The following is a 23682-nucleotide window of genomic DNA, read 5'->3' on the forward strand; positions in this document are numbered from 1 at the left end:
ACGCGCTGGCGCTGGCCGCCCGAGAGCTCGTTCGGGCGGTGGTCGAGTCGGTCGCCCAGCCCGACGCTCTCGAGCAGTTCGGTCGCGCGCTCGCGGCGTTCCCGTCGGGCGACGCCCTGGAACGTCATCGGGAGCTCGACGTTCTCGCGGGCGGTCTGCTGGGGCATGAGGTTGAACGTCTGGAACACGAACCCGATCTCGTCGCCCCGCAGCGCCGTGCGCTCGGCGTCGGAGAGTTGGGTCACGTCGACGCCGTCGACCTCGACGACGCCCTCGGTGGGCGTGTCGAGACAGCCGACGACGTTCATCAGCGTCGACTTCCCGGAGCCGCTGGGCCCCATCACGGCGGTGTAGGAGCCCCGGTCGATCGTGAGGGAGACGCCGTCGAGCGCGTGGACGGTCTGGTCACCCATCCGGTACGTCTTGCGGACGTCTCGCAGTTCGACGGCGGCGTCGGTCATGCCTCGGCCTCCGTTTCGTCGGCCAGCAGGACGCGGTCGACGTAGCTCTCGAGCGCCTCGCGGGTGGTCGTCGCCGCCCGGTCGCCGCCGCCGGTAACCCGGCGCGTCATCGCGCCCGCGACGGTGGTGCCGAGGAACGCCGCGACGGCCTCGGCGTCGACGTCGCGGAACTGCCCCGCCTCGATCCCGTCCTCGATCACGTCGACGAGGTGGGCCTGGAACACGCGGTCGTGCTCGGCGAACTGGTCGCGGTAGCGCTCGTCGTGGGCGGCCTGGGCGCGGAGTTCGACCATCGCGGCGGTGAACCCGTGGTGCTCCGCGGCGAGTTCGGGGGGGAGCATCGCGTCGATCACGGCGTCGAGGCGCTCGCGCGGGCCGTCGTCGGTCGACTCCGGAACCCACGACTCGTGTTCCTCGAGCATGAACTGCAAGAAGGCGAGCAGGAGCTCGTCCTTGTCGTCGTAGTGGTGGTACAGCAGCGACTTGCTCTTCTCGAAGGACTCGCCGATGCGCTGGATCGTCAGCCCGGCGTAGCCGTGTTCACACAGCGCGAGATACGTCGCCCGCATGATCGACTCCCGGGTGGTCTCGGGGTCCGCGAGGAACGGCGGTGTCTCCCCCATGGTGATTGAATGTTCAGTAAGCCGGATATGCGTGTCGGTTCGCGAACCGGTCCGAACGAGTCAGCGCGGGTTCGCGGGCCGCTCAGGCGGAGTCGGAGTCGGCCGCCGCGAACTCGGTGGTACACCAGTGACAGAACTCGAGGTCGGCGTCGACCTCCTTCCCGCAGTTGGGGCAGGAGACCGTGTCCGATTCGGCGTCGGAGACGATCGGCACGTCGACGTCGGGGTCGACGCCCCCGCTCGTCTCGCGGTACGCGAGCACGAACGCGTCGACCGCGCCGACCAGCTGGATGATCATCGCGGGGTAGAGGTCGGCCTGGTCGGCCACCGCCTCGCCCGCGCTGATCGTCTGGAGCGTCCCCTCCGGGACGAACGCGATCGTCGCCGCGAACGCCAGCGCGATCCAGCCGAACCCGCGCAGCCAGCGGCGCAGATACAGGTGGCCGAAGCCGGTCGCGAGCGTGCCGAGCAGCCCGGCCAGGTACGGCCGGAGCCGCTCCGGAACCAGCGACATACCCCTGTCGAGCGGCCGGCGAGCAAAATGGGTTCCGTCTGGGGCTGCCGTCGTCGACCCCCGGATCCTGAACGACCGTTCAACGAAGTCGGAAAGGTTAACCCCCGGCTGTTAGTACGAGAGTACAGACAGATGTCTCACCAGCGTGGAGCGGGCGAACGGAGGGACGGATGAGGGGGGTCGACACCGTCGTCGACGCCGTGATGGACCACAGCAAAGCCGTGATCGCGGTGATGCTGGTGGTGACCGTCGTGTTGGGCAGCGGGGCGGCGATGGTCGAGCAGACCTCCTCGCTCGATCAGTTCCAGAGCGAGTCGCCGGAGGGCGACGCGCTCGACTACGCCGAGGAGAACTTCTCGACCGGCGACGAGAACACGACGACCGCGCAGGTGATCCAGCGCGACGACGACGTGTTGGACGAGCAGTCGCTGGTCGCGCTGCTCGAGTACCAGCAGACCCTCCACGACAACGAGAGCGTCAACGCGACGCTGTCGGGCGACCGGCCCACCACGAGCATCGCGAACGCCATCGCGATCGCGTCGATCCGCGCCGATGAGGGCGAGGACGTCCAGCGGACCGCCGCCGAACTGCAGGCGCTCAACGAGAGCGTCAGCGAGGAGCGGGCGGCGGTCGAGCAGCGCAACGAGACGCTCACCCGGACCGCCGGTCTACTCCGCGAGGGGCTGACGACGCTGCGGGAGAACCCCGACGCGAGCGTCGACGCCGTGTTCGCGGACGTGCAGGCGAACACGACGGTGGAGTTCACCGACGAGGACGCCGCGACGTTCGAGCGGGCCGCCGAGCAGCTTCGGAACGCCGAGTCAGAGGCGGAAGCCCAGCAGGCGTACCGGCTCGGGACGCGCGGCGTCCTCGAGGACCAGTACGCCGCGCTGGAGCAGCGCGCCGACGAACTGCAGGCTGACGCGGACCGCCTGCAGGAACTCGCCGACGAACTCGACACCGAGCGCCAGCAGTACCGCAACGCCGCCAACGCGACGCTCGCGGAGCAGCAGGAGCAGCTCCGGTCGATGAACGAGTCGGAGCTCCACGACACCATCCAGCTGGTGCTCGGCGAGGACGCCGGGAACGGCGGCGGCGGCGGCGAGGGCGTAGGGCCGTTCGCACTGATGCCGACCGACTACGAGCCCGGCTCCACCGAGGCGGAGGCGACGATGCTGATCGTGACGATGGAGGGCGAGGGGTCGGCCTCCCAGGGGACCGCCGGCGACGACGTGACCGACGCCCAGCTCGCGATGCAGGCGCTCGCCGACGACGCCGACGGCGGCGAGTACCTCGTGTTCGGCGCCGGGATCATCTTCGACGAGATCAACAACTCGATGGCCGACAGCCTGCTGATCGTCGGCCCGCTGGCGATCGTGTTCGTGCTGCTCGCGCTGATCGTCGCCTACCGCGACGTGCTCGACATCCTGCTGGGGCTGTTCGGCATCGGCGCGGTGCTCGCGTGGACGTTCGGCTTCATGGGCTGGACCGGGATCGCGTTCAACCAGATCTTCATCGCCGTCCCGGTGCTGTTGATCGGGCTGAGCATCGACTACGCGATCCACATCTTCATGCGCCACCGCGAGGAGCGCGCCACCGGCGACGAGAGCGCGCCACGGGGATCGATGCGGACCGCGCTGGTCGGCGTCGGCATCGCGCTGCTGTACGTCACCGCGACGACCGTGATCGGGTTCCTCTCGAACCTCACCAGCCCGGTGCCGCCGATCCAGGAGTTCGGCGTCGTGAGCGCGGCGGGGATCACCGCGGCGCTGCTGGTGTTCGGCCTGCTGATCCCGGCCGTGAAGGTCGAACTCGACGAGTTCCTCGAGGCCAGCGGGATCGACCGCCGGAAGCGCGCGTTCGGCACCGGCGGCGGCGCGTTCTCGTCGGTGCTCGCCGTCGGCGCGACCGCCGCACGCAAGAGCCCGTACCTCGTGATCGTCGCCGCGCTGCTGCTCAGCGCGGGCGGCGGCTACGGCGCGACCCAGGTCGACACCTCCTTCGAGCAGACCGACTTCATCGCGGAGGACCCGGACGACTGGATGAAGGACCTCCCCGAGCCGTTCGCGCCGAGCACGTACACCGCGAAGGCGAACCTGGAGTACGTCAACGACAACTTCGTCCGCCAAGACTCGCAGGCGCAGATCCTGATACGCGGCAACGGCTCCGGCGCGCTCACCGAGGACGACGTGTTGGAGCGCGTCGCCGCCGCCGAGGCCGAGGCCGCCGCCCAGGACGACGTGACCCAGACGCTGTCGAACGGCGAGGCCCGGATCGAGAGCCCGCTGTCGGTGATGGAGTCCGTCGCCGCCGAGAACGAGTCGTTCAACGAGTCGTTCGTGGCCGCGGACACCGACGACGACGGCGTGCCCGACCGGAACCTCGAGGCGCTGTACGACGAGCTGTACGAGGTCGCCCCCGACCGCGCCGCGGGCGTGATCGAGCGTGACGACGGCGAGTACGAGGCGATGCGGATCGTGATCTCCGTCCAGGGCGGCGCGAGCGGCGACGCGGTGACGGAGTCGATGCGGGCCGTCGCCGACGAGGTCGACGGCGGCGGGCTGGACGCGACCGCCACCGGCAGCGCGGTGCTGAACAAGATCGTCCAGGACCAGCTGCTCGAGACCGTCGTCGAGAGCCTCATCATCACGCTCGTGGCGACGTTCGTGTTCCTGATGATCGCCTACCGGATCACCGAGGGGAGCGCGACGCTGGGCGCGGTGACGCTGCTCCCGGTCGCGTTCAGCGTGACGTGGATCCTGGGCACGATGCACCTGCTGGAGATCCCGTTCAACGTCATCACGGGGATGATCACCAGCCTCACCGTCGGGCTCGGTGTCGCCTACAGCATCCACCTCTCCGAGCGCTACAACCAGGAGCTCGAGCGCACCGGCGAGATCTGGACGGCGATGGAGCGGGCGGTCACCGGCACCGGCGGCGCACTGCTCGGCTCGGCGGCCACCACCGTCGGCGGCTTCGGCGTGCTGGTGTTCGCGATCCTGCCGCCGCTCCAGCAGTTCGGGCAGATCACCGGGCTCACCATCGTCTACGCGTTCCTCGCGAGCGTGCTGGTGCTCCCCTCGCTGCTCGCGGTCTGGACGAAGTACGTCGGCCCGGACGGCGTGTTCCCCGCGCCGGACGACGGTGACGAACCGACGGGCGCGGGCGGGACGGGCGCCGCCGCCCAGGCGGCGGGCGACGGCCCGCGAGCGACCCGGACGCTCGACCGCCGCGTCGTCGCGCCGGGCGAGCGGATCGCGGTGACGATCGACACCGACGGCGTCGACGGCCGCGCGGTGCTGTACGAGCGCGCCGGCGGGGGCCCCACCGTCGAGGACGCGACCCCGGAGCCGGTCCGGACCGCCGAGACCGACTCGGTGGTGTCGGCCGCGTTCGACGGCGAGAACCCGACGCTGCAGTACACGACCAGCGTCCCCGCGTCCGCGGGCGACGGCGACCGGTTCGGCTTCGACGGCACGCTCGTGGTCGACGGCGAGTACTACCAGATCGAGGGCGACGAGACGGTCGAGGTGGTGACCGACGTGTTCGAGCGCGTCACCGCCGCCGGGACGGTGTCGGCGGCCGACCTCGAGGACGCTACGGCAGCTTCGACCAGGGCGCGCTGAGCGAGGGCCAGCTCAACCGCGTGAACCAGGCCTGGACCCGCGAGGAGGAGGAGTGATGGACGACGGCGACGCCGCGGCGGCGCTCACCGAACTCGGGCTGTCGACGTACGCCGCCCGGACGTTCGTCGGCCTCCAGAAGCTCGGCGTCGCGAGCGCGAGCGAGATCGCCCAGGTGGCGGACGTGCCCCGCTCGCAGGTGTACGGCGCCGCCGACGAGCTGGAGGAGCTGGGGCTGATCGACGTGCAGGACGGCTCGCCCACGCGCTACCGGCCCGTCGACATCGACGAGGCGCGGGAGCTGCTGTACGACCGGCTCCGGTCGACCACCGAGGACGCGTTCGACCATCTGGAGACCGTGCGCGGCCAGCAGGCGCCCACCGACGACCGGGAGGCGATCTGGACGACCGAGGGACGGGAGAACGTCACCGCCCGGATCACCTCGCTGATCGGCGAGGCAGACGAGCGGGTGCTGTTCGCGACCAGCCACCCGGAGCTGCTGGCCGGCGACGTGGCCGACGCGCTCGCCGCCGCCGACACGGCGGGCGTCGACGTGACCGTCGCCAGCGCCGACGCGGCCGTGCGCGAGGCGGCGAGCGAGGCGGGGCTGTCGGCGCTCGACGTGGAGGACGCCGCGCCGGAGCTCAGCGTCGGGCGCGTGCTGCTGATCGACGGCGACACGGTGCTGCTGAGCGTGCGGCCGACCGCCGAACTGCAGTCGGTCGCTGGCGAGTCGGCGTTCTGGAGCGACGGCACCGGCTTCGCGCGCGTGCTGGCGGCGGTGATCCGGCAGGCGTTCGTCTGAACCTCTTTTAGGGGGGTCTTCCCTCGCTTCGCTCGCGGATGCTCACATCCTCCCGACAGTAGTAGTCGCAATCGTTTCGATGATTCCCGGCACGTCGTACGTTACCAACCCCTACTCAGCTTTTTACTGTCGTCTCGACTACCTGAGAGTGAGGTGACGACGACGTGCACTCACGAACCCCCACGAGCGTGCTTCTCCCCGGCCAGGGACCCAGTCGCGCGACCGCTACCCGGTCGTCGACTGGGCGCTCCCGGCCCGGATCGCGCGTCGTCGTCCCCGCCGTCCGGTGGGCGAGCTGACGTAGTTCGCCCCCGACGGACCCGTCCCGGTCCCGACTCGTTCGGGCTCGTACGCCCGGATCGCTGGATACGGCGACGTGGCTCGTATCGCCCCGCTGACGCACCAGAACCCCCTCCACACCGATGTACGCTCCGACGCCGAACCCCGACCACCGACCGTATCGCCACCCACCCAGCTTCGCGATGATGCTGCCGTTCGCCGCCCTGCCGCTGGCCGTGCTGTTCGCGGCGGCGTTCCCCACGGCCGCCGCCGGCCTGCTCGTAGGCGTGGCCGTGGGGATAGCGCTGTAGCGGTAGCTCGCCCCCCTCTCAGTCGACCCAGCGCAGCACGCTCGCCGCCCACGTGTATCCCGTTCCGGCGGCGAGGAACAGCACGACGTCGCCGGTCTCGACCAGTCCGCGTTCGAGCCCCTCGTCCAGCGCGAGCACCTGGTCGACGCTCTGGACGTGGCCGTACTCGTCGAGGTACTGGTGGCCGTCGCCGACGCCGAGTTCGTCGACGAGGTAGTCGTGGAACGAGCGCTTCATGTGGGTCAGCGCGACGAAGTCGATATCGTCGCGGGCCAGCCCCGCCGCGGCGAGCGCGTCGTCGGCGACGTCGAGGAAGTTCGCGAGGCTCACCTCGCCGAGCCGCTCCTTCATCCCGTCGGGGTCGGGCACCGTCAGCGTGTGCAGCCCGGCGTCGACGGTCGCCGCGCTCGGCGGGCGCTCCGAGCCGCCGGCGGGCATGATCACGTCCCGCGAGAACGAGCCGTCGGTCGTCGCGGCGTGGCCGTGCAGGGTCGCCCGTGCCCGGTCGCCGGCGCCGCGTTCGAGCACGGTCGCACACGCGCCCGAGCCGAAGTTGAACATGAACGAGGCGTCGGTGTCCGCGTAGTCGACGAGATCCTCCTCGCGGCTGGCGCCGACGAGGAGGGCGGTGTCCACGTCCCCCGTCCGGATCTGGGCCGCGACCTGCCGGAACGCGACGGGCTGGCCCGCACAGAGCGAGTAGCTCTCGGTCGCGAACGCGTTCTCGGCGCCGAGGCGGTCGGCGATGTCCGCCGCCGCCGACCAGACGACGTGGTCCTTGTACTCCGAGCCGTGGTAGAGCACCAGATCCACGTCGGCGGCGTCGACGCCGGCGTCGGCGAGCGCGTCGCGGGCCGCGGCGACGCCCATGTCGGTGACGTGGTCGTCCTCGGGCGGGCAGACGTGTTTCTCCGTGACGCCCATCTTCTCGACGACCACGTCCTCGGGGATGCCCGAGCGCGCGGCGATCGTCTCGCCGGAGATGGTTTCCTGCGGTACGTAGCGGCCGTAGCCGGTGAGTGAGACAGTCATTGCGTTGCAGGTGGAAAACCCCCGACCGATCAGTCCCGACGGTAGCGGTCGAGGTAGTCGGGGAGCTGTTTCGCGACCGTGCCGCCGAGGCGGTCACGGACGGTGCCGAGCAGGCCGTTCGGGACGTACAGCACGAACAGCACGAAGATCACGCCGACGTAGAGGCTGGCGTGGCCGTTGAGGAACGTCTCGATCGCGCCGCCGACGGTGAGCCCGCCGACGAGGTCGGCCTCCATCACGCCCGCAGGGAGGTGGTCCCGGAGGTACGGCAGCAGGCCGCCGCCGGAGCCCCGTTTCGAGAGGAACTCCCGGACGGTCTCGTCGAACAGCCGGCCGTACAGCGGCCCGGCGAGCGTGCCGAAGCCGCCGATGATCGACGCCAGCAGCGCGTCCCCGGTGACGAGGAAGTACATCGAGCTGTCGGGGGCGACCGAGCGGCCGTAGCCGCCGCTGAGCCCGCCCGCGACCGCGGCGAAGAAGCCGCTGACCGCGAACGCCGCGAGCTTGAACTGGAACGGCTCGTAGCCGACCGCCTCGGCGCGCTCCTCGTTCTCGCGGATCGCCAGCAGCACGGTGCCAAAGGGCGAGTGGATCAGCCGCTGCATCGCGAGGTAGCAGACCAGCACCACCAGCCCGACCATGTAGTACGACACCTCCGTCCCCGACAGCGAGACGAAGAGGAACTCCACGGTGTCGCCGGTGAGCCGGCCGATCTCGAGGTTGAGCGCGTCGATCCCCGGCACGCCGACGTCGAACCCGCCGGGGTGGACGTCCGTCGACACCGCGACGCCGTCCTTCGGGTTCTCGCTCACGTAGTCCCAGCCACGGACGAACACGTACGCGACCTGGGCGAACCCGAGGGTGATCATCGCGAAGTACACCCCCGAGAGCCGGAAGGAGAGCGCGCCGATCGCCAGCGCGATCAGGACCGCGAGCAGCCCCGCCAGCAGCAGCATGAGCATGAACGGCGTCCCCGGCGCGAGCAGCGGCACCTGCCCGTTGGCCGCGAGCACGACGAAGTACGCGCCCGTGCCGTAGAAGATCGCGTGGCCGAAGGAGAGGTAGCCCGTGTAGCCCGAGACGAAGTCGAACGACATCGCGAACAGGCCGAAGTAGAACACCCCGACCATCGTGTCGACCCGCGGCAGCAGCGTCTCGGCCTCGGTGCCGAGCGGCGATGCCACGAGCAGCGCGTAGACGAACGGGTACAGCGCCAACGCCGCCACGACGAGCGCGTGGGCGGTGTGGTCGCGGAGGTAGCGTCGCCACCACTCGGTGCCGCTCGCGGCGGCTATGGCGTCCTCGTCGGGAGTCGTCGGGTCGACCTCGTCGAGGGCGTCGGAGGTGGAGTCGCTAATGGCCCCCCACCTCCTCGACGCCGAACAGTCCCTGTGGCCGTACGATCAGCGTCAGCACGAGTACGAGGAAGATCATCATCTCGGGGAGACCGGTGAACGTGATCGCGTTCTGGAACCACCACGTCATCGTCGCGTCGACCATGCCGACGAGGCCGGCGGCGACGACGGTGCCCCGGAACGTGCCGAGGCCGCCGACGATCACGACGACGAACGCGGGCAGCAGCGTCTCGTGGGCGAGCGGGAGGCTCGCCCCCCAGACGGGGTCCCACATCAGCAGCATGCCGGCGACGCCGGCGACCGCGGAGCCGAGCGCGAACACGGTCGTGAACACGCGGTTCACGTCGATGCCCAGCGCGGCGGTCATCTCGTCGTCCTCGCTGCCGGCCCGGACGACCATCCCGTAGCGGGTCCGGGTGAGGAACAGCCAGACGGCGCCGATCGTGACGACGCCGAACCCGATCTGGAACAGCGCGAGCGGCGAGACCGTCAGCCCGGCGAGCTCCAGGTTGTCGACCATGAACGCGGGCTTAGTGCCCAGCGCGTCGCGCCAGTCGGTGATCGGCTGCAGCCCGTAGAACGCGACGATAATGCGCGCCAGCTCGTCGAGCACGAGCGCCAGCCCGAACGTGAGCAGGATCTGGTAGATCGGCGGTCGGTCGTACAGCTGGCGGATCAAGCCGACCTCGACGGCGCCGCCGAGCGCGCCGATGGCGGCGAAGACGAGCAGCGTACCGATCAGGAAAAAGAGCACGCGAGCCAGGTCGCCCGTCGCGCTCCCGACCAGTACCACCATCACCAGGCCGCCGAGGTACGCGCCGAGCATCGTGAACGAGCCGTGGGCGAAGTTGAGCACACCCAGCAGCCCGAACACGAGCGTCAGCCCGCTGGCGATCATCGCGTACAGCACGGCCTTCGACAGCCCGTTCACGAACACCTCCGACAGCGTCCCCGGGCGGAAGAACTCCCCGAGCGCGTCGACGAACAGGGGTGTGAGTACGGCCCCCGTCATGCGGAGAGATGCCTCCTGAGCCGTTCGGAGTCGGTCGACACCTCGTCGGCGTCGCCGCTGTCGACGACGACGCCGTGGTCAAGCACGTAGAAGCGGTCCGCCAGGTCGAGCGCCATCGGGAGGTTCTGCTCGACGAGCAGGATCGTCGTCTCGCCGGCCACCGACTCCAGCGCGTCGTGGACGGCCTCGACGATCAGCGGCGCCAGCCCCTCGCTGGGCTCGTCGACCAGCAGCAGGTCGTTCTCCCCCACGAGCCCGCGGGCGATCGCGAGCATCTGCTGCTGGCCGCCCGAGAGGTCGCCGGCGTCGCGGTCGCGGATCTCCGCGAGGTCAGGGAACGCGTCCCACGCCAGTTCGAGGCCGGCGTCCACGTCGCCGCCTTTCGGGACGGCGATGCGGACGTTCTCCTCGACGGTGAGCTGGCTGAACATCCGGCGGTCCTCCGGGATCCACCCCACGCCGCGTCGGCGACCTCGTGGGTCTCCTTGCCGACGAGCTCCTCGCCACGGTAGCGGATCGACCCCTCACGGGGCGGCGTGAGCTGGAGGATGCTCCGCAGCGTGGTAGTCTTGCCGACGCCGTTGCGCCCCATCAGCGCGACCACCTCGCCCTCCTCGATCTCGAGGTCGACGCCCTCGAGGATGTGGCTCTCGCCGTAGTACGTCTCGACGCCGTCGAGTTCGAGCAGGCTCATGCGCTTCCCTCCGTTCCCCCGTTCGAGCCTTCGTCCTGCTCGCTCCCGCCGGCTGTCGCCCCGCTCGTGGGTGTGCCGTCGTCGTCTTCCTCGCCATAGCCGCCGAGGTACGCCCGCTGCACCGCGGGGTCGCCCTGGACGGCCGAGGGGTCGTCGTCGGCGATGACGGCGCCCTGGTTCAGCACGACGATCCGGTCGGAGACGTTCATCACGATGTCCATGTTGTGCTCGACCAGCAGCACCGCGTGGTCCCGGGCCACGTCGGCGATCAGGTCGATGATGTCGTCGACGCTCTCGCTCGAGACGCCCGCGTTGGGCTCGTCGAGCAGCAGCACGTCCGGGTCGCCCGCGAGCGCGATGCCGACCTCCAGCTGTCGTTTCTCCCCGTGGGAGAGCGCGCTGGCGGGCTGGTCTGCCAGCGCGTCGAGGCCCACCCGGTCGAGGATGCGGTGGGCCTCGCCGATGTGCTCCTCGAAGACGTTGGCGTTGCGCCACCCCTTCCAGTCGTTCGGCCCCGCGGCCTGTGCGGCCACGCGGACGTTCTCCAGCACGGTCCGCTCGGGGAACACGTTCGTGATCTGGTAGGATCGGTGGACTCCCGCCTGCGCGACTTCCGCCGGGGAGGCGTCGGTGAGCGGCTCCCACTCACCGTCGCGGCGGAGTTCGATGCTGCCGGCGCTCGGGTCGAGTGCGCCGGTCAGCAGGTCGAAAAACGTCGTCTTGCCGGCGCCGTTGGGGCCGATCAGCGAGCAGAGCTCCCCCTCGCGGAGCCGGAAGTCGACGTCGTCGACGGCGGTGAGCCCGCCGAAGCGTTTGGTCAGTCCGGCGGTGCGGAGCATCTAGAGCGAGCAGTCCATCCCCGGCGCGTCGGCGGGGATCGTCGTCTCCTCCTTCGCGATCGTCGCGAGCGGTTCGCCGGGCTGGATTGCGGCCTGCCAGCTGTCGCTCCACTCGTCGCTGGTGGGCGCGAGGTCCGCGACGGTCATCGCGGAGCGGGCCTGGTTGTTGTACTCCTGGAACGTGTACCCGTCCTCGCCTTTCGGCGTGTCCGTGACGGTCATCCCCCGGAGCGCCTCGGCCACGTCGGCGCCGCCCGTGGCGCCGGCGGACTGGACGGCCTGGACGATCGCGGAGGCGGCGGTGAACGTCCCCGCGGAGAACAGGTCGGGTACGGTGCCGTAGGCGTTCGTGTACTCCTCGACGAACGTGTCGTTGATCTCGTTGTCGTACTGGTTCCAGTGGTAGCGGGTCGTGAACGGCCCGAGCCCGGAGTTGTCGATCTTCTCCTGGGTCAGCGGCTCGCCCAGCGCCTGCTGGAGCGTCTGGCCGACGACGGCGTTGGTGATACGCGTCGCGAGGCCGCCGAACACCGAGTAGCTGTAGTCGCCCTGCAGGTAGGAGGTGAACATCGCGGGCAGCGTCGCGACGGTGAAGCCGCCGACGACGCCGTCGGCGCCGGCCTCCTCGGCGTTGTCGAGCAGCCCCTCCCACTCGCTGTACCCCTGCGGGACGAACCGCTTGCCGGCGATCTCGACGCCGTTGTTCGTCAGCACCTCCTCGTAGTTGTTGACGACCGCCCGCCCGAAGGAGTAGTCGGCGCCGAACAGGTACACCGAGGAGATGTCGGTCTCCTGGGCGACGTACTTCCCGCCCGAGCGGGCGTCCATCGCGGTGTTCTCGGAGGCCCGGAACACGATGTCCGAACAGGTGCCCTCGTTCGAGGTGATCCCGGCCGACGCCGCGGGCCCGGCCATGAACGGCACGTCTGCGGTGTCGACGACGGTGTCGATCACCCGGCTGGCCGCGCCGGAGGACGCGGTGCCGAACAGCATGTCGACGCTCTCGTTCTCGACGAGATCCGTCGCCGCCGACTGCGCGGTGTCGGCGCTGAACTTCGAGTCACGTACCAGCAGTTCGTAGTCGGTGTCGCCGGCGGTGGCGGTGTACGTGCCCGTGGTGGACTCAGCGATCGGGTCGGTGTCGCCCTTGTAGGCCAACCCGGAGAAGAACCCCCAGAGCGCCTGTTTGCCGTAGTAGCCCAGGTCGCCCGATACTGGCTGGAGCACGCCGATCTTCATCGACCCGCCGCCCCCGCCGAGTGCGCCTGTACATCCTGCCAGGCCGGCGACGCCGGCCGCGCCGGTTGCTCGAAGCATTCCGCGTCGGGATAGCTTTCGCGCCATATCCTCATCGTGAGACTCTCTCCCACCAAGGATGGGTGGGTTAACATGTGAATAATCCCGCCCAGCGCGCCCATCGGGCGGTTACTCCAGTTCGCCCAGGGCGTCGACGACGCGGTCGATCAGCTTTCGCTCGGCCCGGCGGAGGTTCTTCGAGGCGGCGGGTTTGGACACGTCGAACTCGTCGGCGAGGTCGCCCAGCGTCGCGTCCCGCGGGCTCTCGAAGTAGCCGCCCTCGACCGCGGTTTCGAGCGTCTCGCGCTCGGTGTCGGAGAGCTCCCGGCAGCCGTCGATCAGCGTCATCGCGGCGCCGGCGTTGCTCATCAGTTCGGACACCGCAGGGATGCTGGTGTCCTCCCGGGAGAGCACCGAGAAGTCGTTGTTGCGCTCCAGCCCCGAGAGCGCGCCGTCGGCCAGCCCGTCGTTGTCGAAGCCGACGTGCCACGTCTCCCGGCCGTCCTCGATGTAGAACGGGCCGGTGACGTAGCCGTCGTTCTGCCGGATCGTGCGCATCGCACTCGTCTCCTCGATGGTGGTCCGGATGCGCGCCGCGCCGTCGCGCTTGGCCAGGAGGTCGAACCCCTGCATCCCCCGGTGGTCGCGGAGCGTCGACAGCCCCTGATCGAGCTCGTGGCGGTCGGGCGCCTCCACGACCATGCGGGTCTCGAGCTCCCCCGCCGCGGGGTTGAACTCCCAGTACGACGCCGCGAAGCTCAGGTCGGCGTCGTCGGTCGTGTCGATGAAGGGGCAGTCGTACTGCCGCATGTCGAGTGCGATGTCGATCATGGCGTCTGTGCTGTACTATCATGAACGATTCACCTAGACCCTGTTAAGGGTTTCCGTGGGGCGATCCGCCCCAGGCGGGTTCACACCTGAACCCTCCCTTATTGGGTCGTTCGGGAACACCCCTGGGCCATGACCGACGACCCCATCCCGGGCGCCGACGGGCCGGAGCTCACCGCCGACAACGTGCTCGACGTCGACGACGACCGCTACGGTGCCGGGTCGGTCGCACTCGTCACCGGCGCCGCGTCCGGGATCGGCCGGGCCACCGCCGTCGCGCTCGCGGCCAACGGCTGCACGGTCGCCGCGACGGACGTCGACGCCGACGGGCTCTCGGCAACCGTCGACCGCGCGGCCGACCTCGGCGCCGAGGGGTCGATCCACCCGATCGAGGGCGACCTGACCGACGACGACGACCTCGAGCGGGTCGTCGATGCGGCGGCCGAGCTCGGCGACCTGCGCTTCCTCGCGAACGTCGCCGGGCTCCAGCACGTCGCGCCGATCGAGGAGTTCCCCGCCGAGCAGTACGACCGCATGCAGGACGTGATGCTCCGCGCGCCCACGCTGCTGGCCAAGCACGCGCTCCCGCGGATCCGCGAGGCCGGCGGCGGCGCCGTCGGCAACATGGCGTCGGTCCACGGCCACTACACCACGAGCGACAAGGTGGCGTACAACGTCTGCAAGTTCGGGATCCGCGGGCTCACGCAGTCACTCGCCGCCGAGGGTGACGGCGACGTGCGGGCGTTCTCGGTGTCGACGGGGTACGTCTCGACGCCGCTGGTGACGGGGCAGATCCCGGACACGGCCGACCAGCGCGGCCTGACCGAGCAGGAGGTCGTCGAGGACGTGATGCTGGGGCAGTCGCGGACGAAGCGGATGATGAGCCCCGTCGAGGTGGCGAACCTGTTCGTGTTCGGCTTCTCGCGGCACGCGAAACACCTCAACGGCGGGGATCTGCTGTTCGACGGCGGGATGACGGGGACGTACGAGTAGCTCCCTGCTGGCTGCCTACTCCCCGAACCGCTCGTCGACCGCGCTCCGGTCGATCTTCGACGGCCCGGAGGTCGGCATCTCGTCGACGAACGCGAGCGCTTTCGGGTGTTTGAACGACGCCAGGCGGCCATCCAAGAACTCCGTCAGTTCCTCGAGCGTCAGCGACTCGTCGCCGACGACGACCGCCTTCCCGACTTCGCCCCACGTCTCATCGGGGATCGGGATCACGACCGCCTCGTCGATCTCCGGGTGGTCGGTGATCGCGTTCTCGACGGCGGCGGGGTAGACGTTCTCGCCGCCGGAGACGAACATGTTCTTCTTCCGACCCTCGATGTAGTAGTAGCCGTCCTCGTCGACGCGCACGAGGTCGCCCGTCGAGACCCACCCCGCGTCGGCGTCGCCGGTGGCGCCGAACGTCTCCCACGTCTCGCTCTCGTTCCCCCAGTAGCGATCGGCGGCGTGGGGTGAGGCGAGTTCGAGTTCGCCGACCTCGCCCTGCTCGACCGCCTCGCCGGCGTCGTCGACGACGCGGGCGTCGACGTGCATCGCCGGCACGCCGACGCTGTCGGCCTTCTCCCGGGGCCAGCCGTCGGGCATTGTGAAGTTGTTCGGCCCGCACTCGGTGAGGCCGTACCCCTGCGAGAGGTCGACGCCGCGGTCCCACCATTCCCGGAGTACCGCGTCGCGACACGGGCCGCCGCCGGACTTCGCGAACCGCAGCGTGGAGAGGTCGGTGTGTTCCCAGTCGTCGTGTTCGGTCATCATCCGCAGCACCGCGGGGACGGCGACGAGCACCGACGCGTCCGTCGACTCGACCAGGTGGAGCACCTCGCCGGGGTCGAACTCCCGGGCGATCACGACCTCGCCGCCCATGTGGAACAGCGGGAGCGTGAGCACGTTCCAGCCGCCGGTGTGGAACATCGGGAACACCATCGGCGTGGTGTCGTCCTCGCGCAGCCCCCACGCGGTGATCGTGTTGAACGAGTTCCAGAGCAGCCCGCCGTGGGTCAGCACCGTCTCCTTCGGCGTCCCGGTCGAGCCGCCGGTGTGGAGGAGGAGGGCGGGATCGTCCATCGACAGGTCGGCCGTCTCGACGGGCGAGTCGTCGTCGGGCCGTTCGTCGATGAGGGTGGGGTGGTCGAGTGTATCGGCGTCCGCCTCCTCCGCGGGCAGGGCGCGGACCGTCGGCGCCACGTCGACGCGGGCGAGCGCGTCCTCGACGGTCGCGGCGAACGGCGCTTCGACCACCAGCAGCTCGGGGGCGACGTTGGCGAGCAGTTCGCCGAGCTCCCGCGGCGCGAGTCGGTGTGAGAGCGGCGCGAGCACGCCGCCGGTCTTCCCGCAGGCGAAGAAGAGGTCGACCAGCGCGGGACGGTTCCGGGAGACCACCGCGACGCGCTCGCCGTCCTCGACGCCGTGCTCCCGAAGCAGGCGGGCGGTCCGGTTCGCTCGCGCGTCGAGGTCGGCGTAGGTGAACTCTCGACCCGTGGTGTCGTCGACGAGGCCGACGCGCTCGGGCGACAGCTCCGCGCGTTTCTCGCTCCACGCGCCGACCCAGTCGTACGGGCGGGAACCGTGGCTGTGGACAGGCGAGAACCCCTCAGGCATGGCTGTCGAGGAACGTCCGCAGTCGGTCGGTCACGGCGTCGGCCTGCTCGACGAAGAACAGGTGCGGGCCGCCCTCGAGCAGTTCCAGTTCGGCGTGGGGGAGTCGCTCCTGCAGCGCGTGGGCGTTCTCGACGGGCAGCACCTCGTCGTCGGTGCCGTGCAGGATCAGGGTCGGTAGCGAGAGCTCAGCGAGCTCGTCGGCGGCGTCGAACGCCTGGACGGCGGCGGCCTGTGCGTTCCGGCCGGCCTCGCTGGCGTCGGAGTCCAGCCGCCAGTCGACGATATCCTCGATCAGTTCGGGGTGCTCCTCGGCGAACCCGTCGGAGATCGCGGGCGTCATCTTGTAGCGGATCGCCTCGCGCTCGTCGGCGTCCTCGGGTACGTCGAACATGTACGCCTGCGTCTCTGGCGGAACGGGAACCGCGTCCTCGCCGCCGTGGGAGGTACAGAGCAGCGAGAGCGAGTCGGCGCGGCCGTGATCGAGCGCGAAGCGCTGGGCGATCATCCCGCCCATACTGGCGCCGACGACGTGGGCCGACTCGACGCCGGCGTCGTCGAGCACCGCCGCCAGGTCGTCGGCCATCTCGGCGATCGTGTACGGCCCCTCCGGGCAGTCGGAGTCCCCGGTCCCGCGGTTGTCGAAGACGATCGTGTCGTAGTCGGCCGCGAGCGGGTCGCGCTGGAACTGCCACATCCACGTGCCGTAGCCGAGCCCCTCGACGAAGACGACCGTCGGCGCCGACGGCGGCCCCGCCCGGTCGTAGGCGAGCGCCACGTCGCCGTTGTGTGCGGTTGGCATACCCTTACGCTGTTCCGCCCCGTCCATCAAGGGCCGTATTCACATGTGAACCGGGGCAGCTACGGTGGCGGCGCCGGTGGTTCGGGGTATGCCTGTCGCAGCCGTCGGCGACGACGCCGAAGTACAGCGCGAAGTCACGGAGGAGACGATCGACCGCTACGCCGACCTGACTGGCGACGAGAACCGCCTCCACACCGACCCCGAGTACGCCGCCGAGGGCTTCTTCGGCGGCGTCGTCGCCCACGGGATGCTCGGTGCGGGGCTGATCAGCGCGGCGCTCGCCGCGCTCCCGGGCGACATCGTCTACCTCTCGCAGGATTTGGACTTCGAGGCTCCGGTTCGGCCCGGCGACACCGTCCGGGCGACCGTCGAGGTCGTGGAGGGCCTGGGCGACGACCGCGTCCGTGTCGAGACGGTCGCCGAGGTCGTCGACGACGGCGAGGGGGAGACCGTTATCGACGGCGAGGCGGTCTTGCTGTCGGTGCCCCACGAGGAGTAGCGGCAGCGAGGGACTGCAGGCAGTAGAACGCTCGCAGTTCCGCGGCGACTACGGCCGGCGGAACGCCCGCAGCGTGTCCCGGCGCTTGCTCGACTCCGAGAGCAGCTGGGCGAACCCTCGGTCCTCGAACACCGCCTTCCAGTCGCGGTGGTACAGCGGGAACTCGTCGTTGACGTAGGAGACATCGGCGTCCTCGCGGGCGCCCGCGCCGCGGGCGGACTCGTTCTCGACCGTGATCAGCAGGTCGCCCGTCACTCGGGCCACCTCGTCGAACACCATCTCGGCATCGTCGGGGTGGATGTGCTGGAGCGTCTCGACGGTGTAGACGGCGTCGAACGCGCCGTCGTCGAACGCGGGCAGGATCTCGCCGGCGTCGCCGACGTGGAACTCGGCGTCGGCGGCGAGGCCGGGGTACTCCTCCCCGAGCACGTCGATCGCGTCGGCGTTGATCTCGATCCCGTGGAGATCCTCGAAGCCGGCGTCGTGGACGTGCGCGAGGTGGCGCCCGGAGCTACAGCCGATCTCCAGGACGCGCGCGGCGGGGTCGAGGAAATGCAGCAGCAGGTCACGGACCTGTTCGCTGGCCTCGTTGGGGCCCTTGTGGGCGTAGTACGTCGGGGAGAACTCGCCGGTCCGCTCGGCCCACTCCTCGCGCACGTCCTCTGGGTTCACTGTCTGTCGGTCGTGGACGAGCGAGTAAAGACCCGTCGGCCCGGGGGCGCGGGGATCCGGCGGGCGAGCCGTCGACCCCCGACGTTCTCACGAGCACGGACCGAAGGGGTTAACACCCGTCGGCAGGTTTGTTGGAGTGTAATGGCGACTGGTACGGTTGATTTCTTCAACGACACGGGCGGTTACGGATTCATCGAGACTGAGGACGCGGACGACGACGTGTTCTTCCACATGGAAGACGTCGGCGGTCCCGACCTGGAGGAGGGCCAGGAGGTCGAGTTCGACATCGAACAGGCCGACAAGGGCCCCCGCGCGACGAACCTGACCCGCCTGTAAGTCGGATTCGGTTCTTCGCCGCGCAGTAACTATTCGGGCGTCCGCGTTGCGGACCCCTGAACTCACACGTTCTAGCGGCGACGCCGTCTGGCGTCGTCGCGGCAGCTACCCCGGAAGCGTCGGCTATCCGCAACCGCCTTAGGCCGCGCCGCGCAACGCCGAGCCATGCAACCACGATCGATCGCGGAGCTCTCGACGGCCGAGCGCCGGGCCTTCTTCGATCGGGACGCCGGCGTCGAGAGCGCCCGCGAGGACGTCCGCGAGATCCTGCCGCGGGTGCGCGAGGAGGGTGACGTGGCGCTCCGGGAGTTCTCGAAGGAGTTCGACGGCGTCGAGGTCGCCAACGTCGACGTGACCGCCGAGGCCGAGCGTGCCGTCGACGACGTCGACGACGACACCCTCGACGCCATCCGCGACGCCATCGAGAACGTTCGGGCGTTCCACGAGCGACAGCGCCCGTCGGACTGGCGCGAGGAGTTCGAGGGCCGCGAGCTCGGTCGCCGGTTCCGACCGATCGACCGCGTCGGCGTGTACGTCCCCGGCGGCACCGCGGCCTACCCCTCGAGCGCGATCATGGGCGTCGTGCCCGCGAAAGTCGCGGGCGTCGACCACGTCGCCGTCGCCACGCCGCCCGCCGAGGAGATCAACCCCGTCACCCTCGCCGCCGTCCACGAGGCCGGCGCCGACGCGGTGTACTCCGTCGGCGGCGCGCAGGCGATCGGCGCGCTCGCGTACGGCACCGAGACGGTGAAGGCGGTCCAGAAGATCGTCGGCCCGGGCAACCCCTGGGTCACCGCCGCGAAAGCCGAGGTCCGCGGCGAGGTCGAGATCGACTTCCTCGCGGGCCCGAGCGAGATCCTCGTCCTGGCCGACGACACCGCCGACCCCGCGTTCGTCGCCGCCGACCTGCTGGCGCAGGCCGAACACGACCCCGAGGCCAGCGTCGTCGCCGTCACCGACGACGAGGACTTGGCCGACGCGGTCGTCGACGAAATCGACCGCCAGGCGGACGGCCGCGAGCGCGAGGAGATCATCCGCGAGGCGCTCGACAACGACGCCTCCGGCGTGCTGGTCGCGCGCTCGATGCCGGAAGCGGTGCTGTTCGCCGAGGAGTACGCCGCCGAGCACCTGTCGATCCAGGCCGACGACGACGAGGCGCTGCTGGACCGGATCGACAACGCCGGTAGCGTGTTCCTCGGCGGGTACGCCCCTGTCGCTGCGGGCGACTACGCGACCGGCACCAACCACGTGCTGCCGACCGGCGGCGGCGCGAAGGTCCACGGCGGCCTCTCCGTCGACGAGTTCCTGCGCTCCTCGACGGTCCAGCGGCTCGACCGCGACGCGCTCGACGAGCTCGCGCCGACGGTCACCACGCTCGCCGAGGCGGAGGGGCTGGAGGCCCACGCCGAGAGCGTCCGGGTCCGACTGCGCGAGGACGAGGCCGACGACGGCGACTCCGCCTGATGCCCCGACCCGCCGCACCCACGTTCGCCGACGCCTGCGAGCGGCTGCTTCGGAATCCGGACGGCGAGCACTCGCTGTACACGACGCTCGCGCCCGTCTTCGACCGACTGACCGACGAGGAGCGCGTCGCCGGCGACTTCGAGGCGGTGCGGGCGTTCACGCCCGAGTCCGGCGACGCGCTCGAGCTCGGCTGCGGCGTCGGCGCGCTGCTCGCCCACCTGGGCGACCGCTACGACCGCGTGCTGGGCGTCGACGCCCACCACGAGCTGCTCCGGTTCACGGCCCACCGCGCCCCCGCCGCGGGCGTCGCGGTCGGCGATCCCCTGCGCCCGCCGACCGACGAGTCGTTCGACGCCGTCGTCGCGATGGCCGGGCCGGCGGCGCCGCCGGCCGTCGACGACCCGGGGGCGCTGATCGAGACTGCGTCCGAGCGGCTCGCGCCCGCGGGGACGTTCCTCCTCCGGGCGGTCACCGACGCGGCGGCGATCCGCGACGCGGTCGAGTCGGTCGGCGTGCTCTCCGGCAGCGGCTACCGGCTCGAGCGCTCAGTGACGGATCTGCCGGCCGACGGCGGCGTCGACCTGCGAACGGGCTACCGCGCGACCGACGAGTCGAGCGGCGAGTCCGCGACGACAAGCGAGACGGTTCACGTCCCGGTCCACGACGCCGAATCGCTGCGAGAGGTTGCGGAGGCCGCCGGGCTCTCGGACGTGCGACTGCTCGGCGGGGACGCGACGACGCTACTGGTCGCGCGGAACTGAGCTCAGTTCTCGTTCTCCTCGTCGCCGTCGCCGCGCTCGGCGATCCGGACGGTCTCGATCCGGGCGCCGTCGACGCTCGTCACCTCGGCCTCGTAGCCGTCGATCTCGACGCTGTCGCCGCGTTCGGGCGCGCGGTCGAGGTGGCTGAGGATCAGGCCGGCGATCGTTTCGACCGCCTCGTGGTCGAGGTCGGTGCCAAGCGCGTCGTTGACCGCCGAGATGGTGACGCCGCCGTCGACGTCGAACTCGCCGGCCTCGCCCTGGCGGATCGAGTGCTCGCGGTCGTCGGCGTCGAACTCGTCGCGCAGGTCGCCGACGACGGCCTCGACCACGTCCTCGACGGTGGCCATCCCCTCGAAGGCGCCCCACTCGTCGATGACCGCGGCCATCTGCTGGTCGTCGGCCTGGAACTGCAGCAGCAGGTCGTTGATCGTCGTCGTCTCCGGCACGACGAGCACCTCCCGGGCGAGGTCGGCGGCGGTCGCCTCCCCCTCCCGATCGGTCTCGCTCGCGCGGAGCACGTCTTTCACGTCGACGAACCCGACGACCTGCGTGGCGTCGTCGGACGCGACGACCGGGTAGCGGGTGTGCTCCCACTCGAAGACGGTCTCGCGGAGGTCGGCCAGCGTCGCGTCGGCGGGCACGCTGATCACGTCCGGCAGCGGCACCATCACCTCGCGCACGGCGGTGTCGTCGAGCTCGAACACGCGCTCGATCATCGCGACCTCCGCCACGTCGACGTCGCCTTCGTCGCCGGAGCGAGCCAGGACGCGGCGGATCTCCCGCTCCCCAAGCGTCTCGTCGGACTCCGAGGCCGGCGCGACGCCGAGCGCGCTCGTGAACGCGTTGGCCGCGCCGTTGAACACGACGATCCCGGGGTAGAACAGCAGGTAGAACAGCTTCATCGGCGGCGCGAGCAGCAGCGAGAGGCGCTCGGTCCGGGCGATCGCGAACGTCTTGGGCGCGAGCTCGCCGAACACGACGTGGAGGAACGTGATGATCGAGAAGCCGATCGCGATCGCGACGAGGTGGACGAGCCCCGGCGGGAGCAGGGAGCCGAGGACGGGCTCCAGCAGCGACGCGATCGCGGGCTCGCCGGCCCACCCCAGCCCCAGCGAGGCGAGGGTGATCCCCAGCTGGGTGACCGCGAGGTAGTTGTCGAGGTCGGTCATCACGTCCTGCAGCGCGCCCGCGCCGGCCCGCCCCTCCTCGGCGAGCTGTTCGACGGAGGTGGCGCGCACCCTGACGAAGGCGAACTCCGCGGCGACGAAGAAGCCGTTCAGCACGACCAGAAACAGCGCGAGGGCGAGCCGCCCCAGCGACAGCGCGAGCTCTACCATCGCGCTCGTCCGTCGGCGACGTTGGTGTGTGACTCCATACGGGTCTCTCCGCCGCATCGGACAAAAAGGGTCGCCCCCGGGCGGCGTCGACGACCGCCGGCGGGACCGGGAGGGTTTTTCCTTCGCCCACCCCGTCCTCTCAGTATGTACCACGTCGTCGGCGGCGGTATCGCCGGACTCGCGGCCGCGTACAGCCTCCAGCAGCGCGGCCACGAGGTGGCGATCCTCGAGGGGAGCGGCGATCTCGGCGGGCTCGCGGCGAGCTACGAGACCGCCGGCGACCCGATCGAGAAGTTCTACCACCACCTCTCGAAGTCCGAGGAGACGATCGTCGCCCTCGCCGAGGAGCTCGGCGTCGGCGACCGGATCGAGTGGCGCCTCGGGAAGAACGCCTACTACGTCGACGGCGAGGCCCACCCGATGGACACGCCGTGGGAGATCCTGGCCTACCCGCACATGAGCGTGTACGACATCTTCCGGCTCGGGATGCTCACGATGGAGATCGACGTGCGCGGCGGGGTCCCCTCGTTCGACACGTACGACGACCTCAGCGAGTTCGAGGACGTGCCGATCAAGCAGTTCCTGCTCGAGCACACCACCCGCGGCGTGTACGAGAACTTCTTCGAGCCGCTGCTCGACGCGAAGTTCGGCGACCGGAAGGAGGACGTGAGCGCGGCGTGGCTGCTCGGCCGGATCAAGTTCCGGGGCGAGCGCGACCTGCTCCGCGGGGAGATCCTGGGCTACCCCGACGGCGGGTTCGACGCGCTGCTCGACCCCCTCGTCGACGCCGTCGGGCGCGACACCGTCCGGACGAACACGCGGGTCACCGACCTCGGCATCGAGGACGGCGCGGTGACGACGGTAACCACCGAGGCCGCCGGGGAGAAGACGACCCACGACACCGACGGCGTCGTGGTGGCGACGATGCCCAACGTGCTCGAGGAGCTCGCGGGCTACCGCTGCGAGATCGACTTCCAGGGCGCGGTCTGTGCGGTGGTGACGATGGACCGCCCGCTGACCGACACGTACTGGCTCAACGTCGCCGACGACGCCCCCTTCGGCGCGCTGATCGAGCACACGAACTTCGTCCCGCCCGAGCGCTACGGCGGGGAGCATCTCCTCTACGTGGCCTCCTACGTCCAGAGCGACGATGAGTGGCTCGCGACGGCCGACGACGACGCGATCGAGGAGCGCTGGCTCGACGCCATCGACGGGATGTTCCCCGCGTTCGACCGGGATCACGTCGAACAGTTCCGCCTCGCGAAGGCGCCCCGGGCGGCGCCGATCTACGAGCGGGGCTACCTCGACATGGTCGTCCCCTACGACCTACAGGACGACGTGGCGGACGGGCTCTACTACGCCGGGATGGCCAGCGAGGCGCAGTACCCCGAGCGCAGCCTCGACGGCGGCATCGTCGCCGGCTTCGAGTGCGCGAAGCGGATCGACCGGAAGGCGGACTGATTCGGGCTATCCGGGTGGTTTGGCGCGGACGGTATGCTGGTGTGTCGGGGCCTCGATCGGCGACGAATTTCGACCGC

22 protein-coding genes and 1 pseudogene are annotated in these 23682 nt (G+C 70.3%); 9 read left to right on the plus strand and 14 right to left on the minus strand.

Going from position 1 to position 23682, the window contains the following annotated elements:
- The 3 genes from ACP95_RS06345 to ACP95_RS06355 all read right to left on the minus strand — a co-directional run.
- Nucleotides 1-461, minus strand: a 461-nt coding sequence (locus ACP95_RS06345; protein WP_154018478.1) for an ABC transporter ATP-binding protein, incomplete at its 3' end; no start/stop codon positions are given.
- Nucleotides 458-1084 (minus strand): TetR/AcrR family transcriptional regulator, encoded by a 627-nt coding sequence (locus ACP95_RS06350; protein ID WP_049980403.1) that lies wholly within the window; start codon nt 1082-1084, stop codon nt 458-460. The genes ACP95_RS06350 and ACP95_RS06345, both read right to left, overlap by 4 nt.
- A gap of 82 nt (nt 1085-1166) precedes the next feature.
- Complete coding sequence (locus tag ACP95_RS06355; protein ID WP_049980404.1) at nt 1167-1598, minus strand: zinc ribbon domain-containing protein; 432 nt, start codon at nt 1596-1598, stop codon at nt 1167-1169.
- Nucleotides 1599-1768: 170 nt separating this feature from the next.
- Between ACP95_RS06355 and ACP95_RS06360 the strand changes: the two genes are divergently transcribed.
- The 3 genes from ACP95_RS06360 (at nt 1769) to ACP95_RS15685 (ending at nt 6616) form a co-directional block, all read left to right on the plus strand.
- Nucleotides 1769-5224 carry an MMPL family transporter gene (locus ACP95_RS06360; protein ID WP_082224606.1) on the plus strand — a complete coding sequence of 1152 codons (3456 nt, stop codon included), beginning with the start codon at nt 1769-1771 and terminating at the stop codon, nt 5222-5224.
- 55 nt (nt 5225-5279) lie between these two features.
- Complete coding sequence (locus ACP95_RS06365) at nt 5280-6026, plus strand: TrmB family transcriptional regulator (RefSeq protein WP_049980405.1); 747 nt, start codon at nt 5280-5282, stop codon at nt 6024-6026.
- Nucleotides 6027-6448: 422 nt separating this feature from the next.
- Nucleotides 6449-6616, plus strand: a complete 168-nt coding sequence (locus ACP95_RS15685; RefSeq protein ID WP_154018479.1) for a hypothetical protein — start codon at nt 6449-6451, stop codon at nt 6614-6616.
- Nucleotides 6617-6634: 18 nt separating this feature from the next.
- Here ACP95_RS15685 and ACP95_RS06370 read toward each other — a convergent pair whose 3' ends face one another.
- The 7 genes and pseudogenes from ACP95_RS06370 to ACP95_RS06400 form a co-directional block, all read right to left on the minus strand.
- The gene (locus ACP95_RS06370) at nt 6635-7648 is read right to left on the minus strand and encodes a 3-oxoacyl-ACP synthase (RefSeq protein WP_049980406.1); all 1014 of its coding nucleotides are present in this window, start codon (nt 7646-7648) and stop codon (nt 6635-6637) included.
- Nucleotides 7649-7677: 29 nt separating this feature from the next.
- The gene (locus tag ACP95_RS06375; protein WP_049980447.1) at nt 7678-8832 is read right to left on the minus strand and encodes a branched-chain amino acid ABC transporter permease; all 1155 of its coding nucleotides are present in this window, start codon (nt 8830-8832) and stop codon (nt 7678-7680) included.
- A 169-nt stretch (nt 8833-9001) separates the two neighbouring features.
- On the minus strand, nt 9002-10015 hold the full coding sequence (locus ACP95_RS06380) for a branched-chain amino acid ABC transporter permease (RefSeq protein WP_049980407.1): 1014 nt from the start codon (nt 10013-10015) through the stop codon (nt 9002-9004).
- Nucleotides 10012-10709 (minus strand): annotated as a pseudogene (locus tag ACP95_RS06385) (ABC transporter ATP-binding protein). Before ACP95_RS06385 ends, ACP95_RS06380 begins: the two are co-directional and overlap by 4 nt.
- Nucleotides 10706-11548 carry an ABC transporter ATP-binding protein gene (locus tag ACP95_RS06390; RefSeq protein WP_049980408.1) on the minus strand — a complete coding sequence of 281 codons (843 nt, stop codon included), beginning with the start codon at nt 11546-11548 and terminating at the stop codon, nt 10706-10708. Before ACP95_RS06390 ends, ACP95_RS06385 begins: the two are co-directional and overlap by 4 nt.
- Entirely contained in the window at nt 11549-12892 is a 1344-nt protein-coding gene (locus ACP95_RS06395) for an ABC transporter substrate-binding protein (protein ID WP_049980409.1), read from the minus strand.
- Between the two features lie 81 nt (nt 12893-12973).
- A complete protein-coding gene (locus ACP95_RS06400) occupies nt 12974-13675 on the minus strand; it encodes a helix-turn-helix domain-containing protein (RefSeq protein ID WP_049980410.1) in 702 nt (233 codons plus the stop codon).
- 129 nt (nt 13676-13804) lie between these two features.
- Between ACP95_RS06400 and ACP95_RS06405 the strand changes: the two genes are divergently transcribed.
- Nucleotides 13805-14665: an SDR family oxidoreductase gene (locus tag ACP95_RS06405; protein WP_049980411.1), complete on the plus strand. Its 861-nt coding sequence runs from the start codon at nt 13805-13807 to the stop codon at nt 14663-14665.
- A 15-nt stretch (nt 14666-14680) separates the two neighbouring features.
- Here ACP95_RS06405 and ACP95_RS06410 read toward each other — a convergent pair whose 3' ends face one another.
- Both ACP95_RS06410 and ACP95_RS06415 read right to left on the minus strand, forming a co-directional pair.
- On the minus strand, nt 14681-16273 hold the full coding sequence (locus ACP95_RS06410) for an AMP-binding protein (protein WP_049980412.1): 1593 nt from the start codon (nt 16271-16273) through the stop codon (nt 14681-14683).
- On the minus strand, nt 16266-17072 hold the full coding sequence (locus ACP95_RS06415) for an alpha/beta fold hydrolase (protein ID WP_049980413.1): 807 nt from the start codon (nt 17070-17072) through the stop codon (nt 16266-16268). The genes ACP95_RS06410 and ACP95_RS06415 overlap by 8 nt, the downstream gene beginning before the upstream one ends.
- Before the next feature lie 88 nt (nt 17073-17160).
- Between ACP95_RS06415 and ACP95_RS06420 the strand changes: the two genes are divergently transcribed.
- Nucleotides 17161-17571 carry a MaoC family dehydratase gene (locus ACP95_RS06420; RefSeq protein ID WP_049980414.1) on the plus strand — a complete coding sequence of 137 codons (411 nt, stop codon included), beginning with the start codon at nt 17161-17163 and terminating at the stop codon, nt 17569-17571.
- Between the two features lie 48 nt (nt 17572-17619).
- Here the strand turns inward: ACP95_RS06420 and ACP95_RS06425 are convergent, their stop codons facing one another.
- Entirely contained in the window at nt 17620-18243 is a 624-nt protein-coding gene (locus ACP95_RS06425) for a class I SAM-dependent methyltransferase (protein ID WP_049980415.1), read from the minus strand.
- Between the two features lie 141 nt (nt 18244-18384).
- Between ACP95_RS06425 and ACP95_RS06430 the strand changes: the two genes are divergently transcribed.
- From ACP95_RS06430 to ACP95_RS06440, 3 genes are all read left to right on the plus strand, one after another.
- Nucleotides 18385-18579 carry a cold-shock protein gene (locus ACP95_RS06430; protein ID WP_049980416.1) on the plus strand — a complete coding sequence of 65 codons (195 nt, stop codon included), beginning with the start codon at nt 18385-18387 and terminating at the stop codon, nt 18577-18579.
- Between the two features lie 165 nt (nt 18580-18744).
- Nucleotides 18745-20043 carry a histidinol dehydrogenase gene (gene hisD, locus ACP95_RS06435; RefSeq protein ID WP_049980417.1) on the plus strand — a complete coding sequence of 433 codons (1299 nt, stop codon included), beginning with the start codon at nt 18745-18747 and terminating at the stop codon, nt 20041-20043.
- Nucleotides 20043-20804 (plus strand): class I SAM-dependent methyltransferase, encoded by a 762-nt coding sequence (locus ACP95_RS06440; RefSeq protein WP_049980418.1) that lies wholly within the window; start codon nt 20043-20045, stop codon nt 20802-20804. Before hisD ends, ACP95_RS06440 begins: the two co-directional genes overlap by 1 nt.
- A 2-nt stretch (nt 20805-20806) precedes the next feature.
- Here ACP95_RS06440 and ACP95_RS06445 read toward each other — a convergent pair whose 3' ends face one another.
- Nucleotides 20807-22144, minus strand: a complete 1338-nt coding sequence (locus ACP95_RS06445) for a hemolysin family protein (protein ID WP_049980419.1) — start codon at nt 22142-22144, stop codon at nt 20807-20809.
- A gap of 144 nt (nt 22145-22288) precedes the next feature.
- Between ACP95_RS06445 and ACP95_RS06450 the strand changes: the two genes are divergently transcribed.
- On the plus strand, nt 22289-23605 hold the full coding sequence (locus tag ACP95_RS06450; RefSeq protein WP_049980420.1) for an NAD(P)/FAD-dependent oxidoreductase: 1317 nt from the start codon (nt 22289-22291) through the stop codon (nt 23603-23605).
- Nucleotides 23606-23682: the final 77 nt, after the last annotated feature.

This window comes from Halolamina rubra (genome assembly GCF_000739555.1).
Classification (GTDB): Archaea; Halobacteriota; Halobacteria; order Halobacteriales; family Haloferacaceae; genus Halolamina; species Halolamina rubra.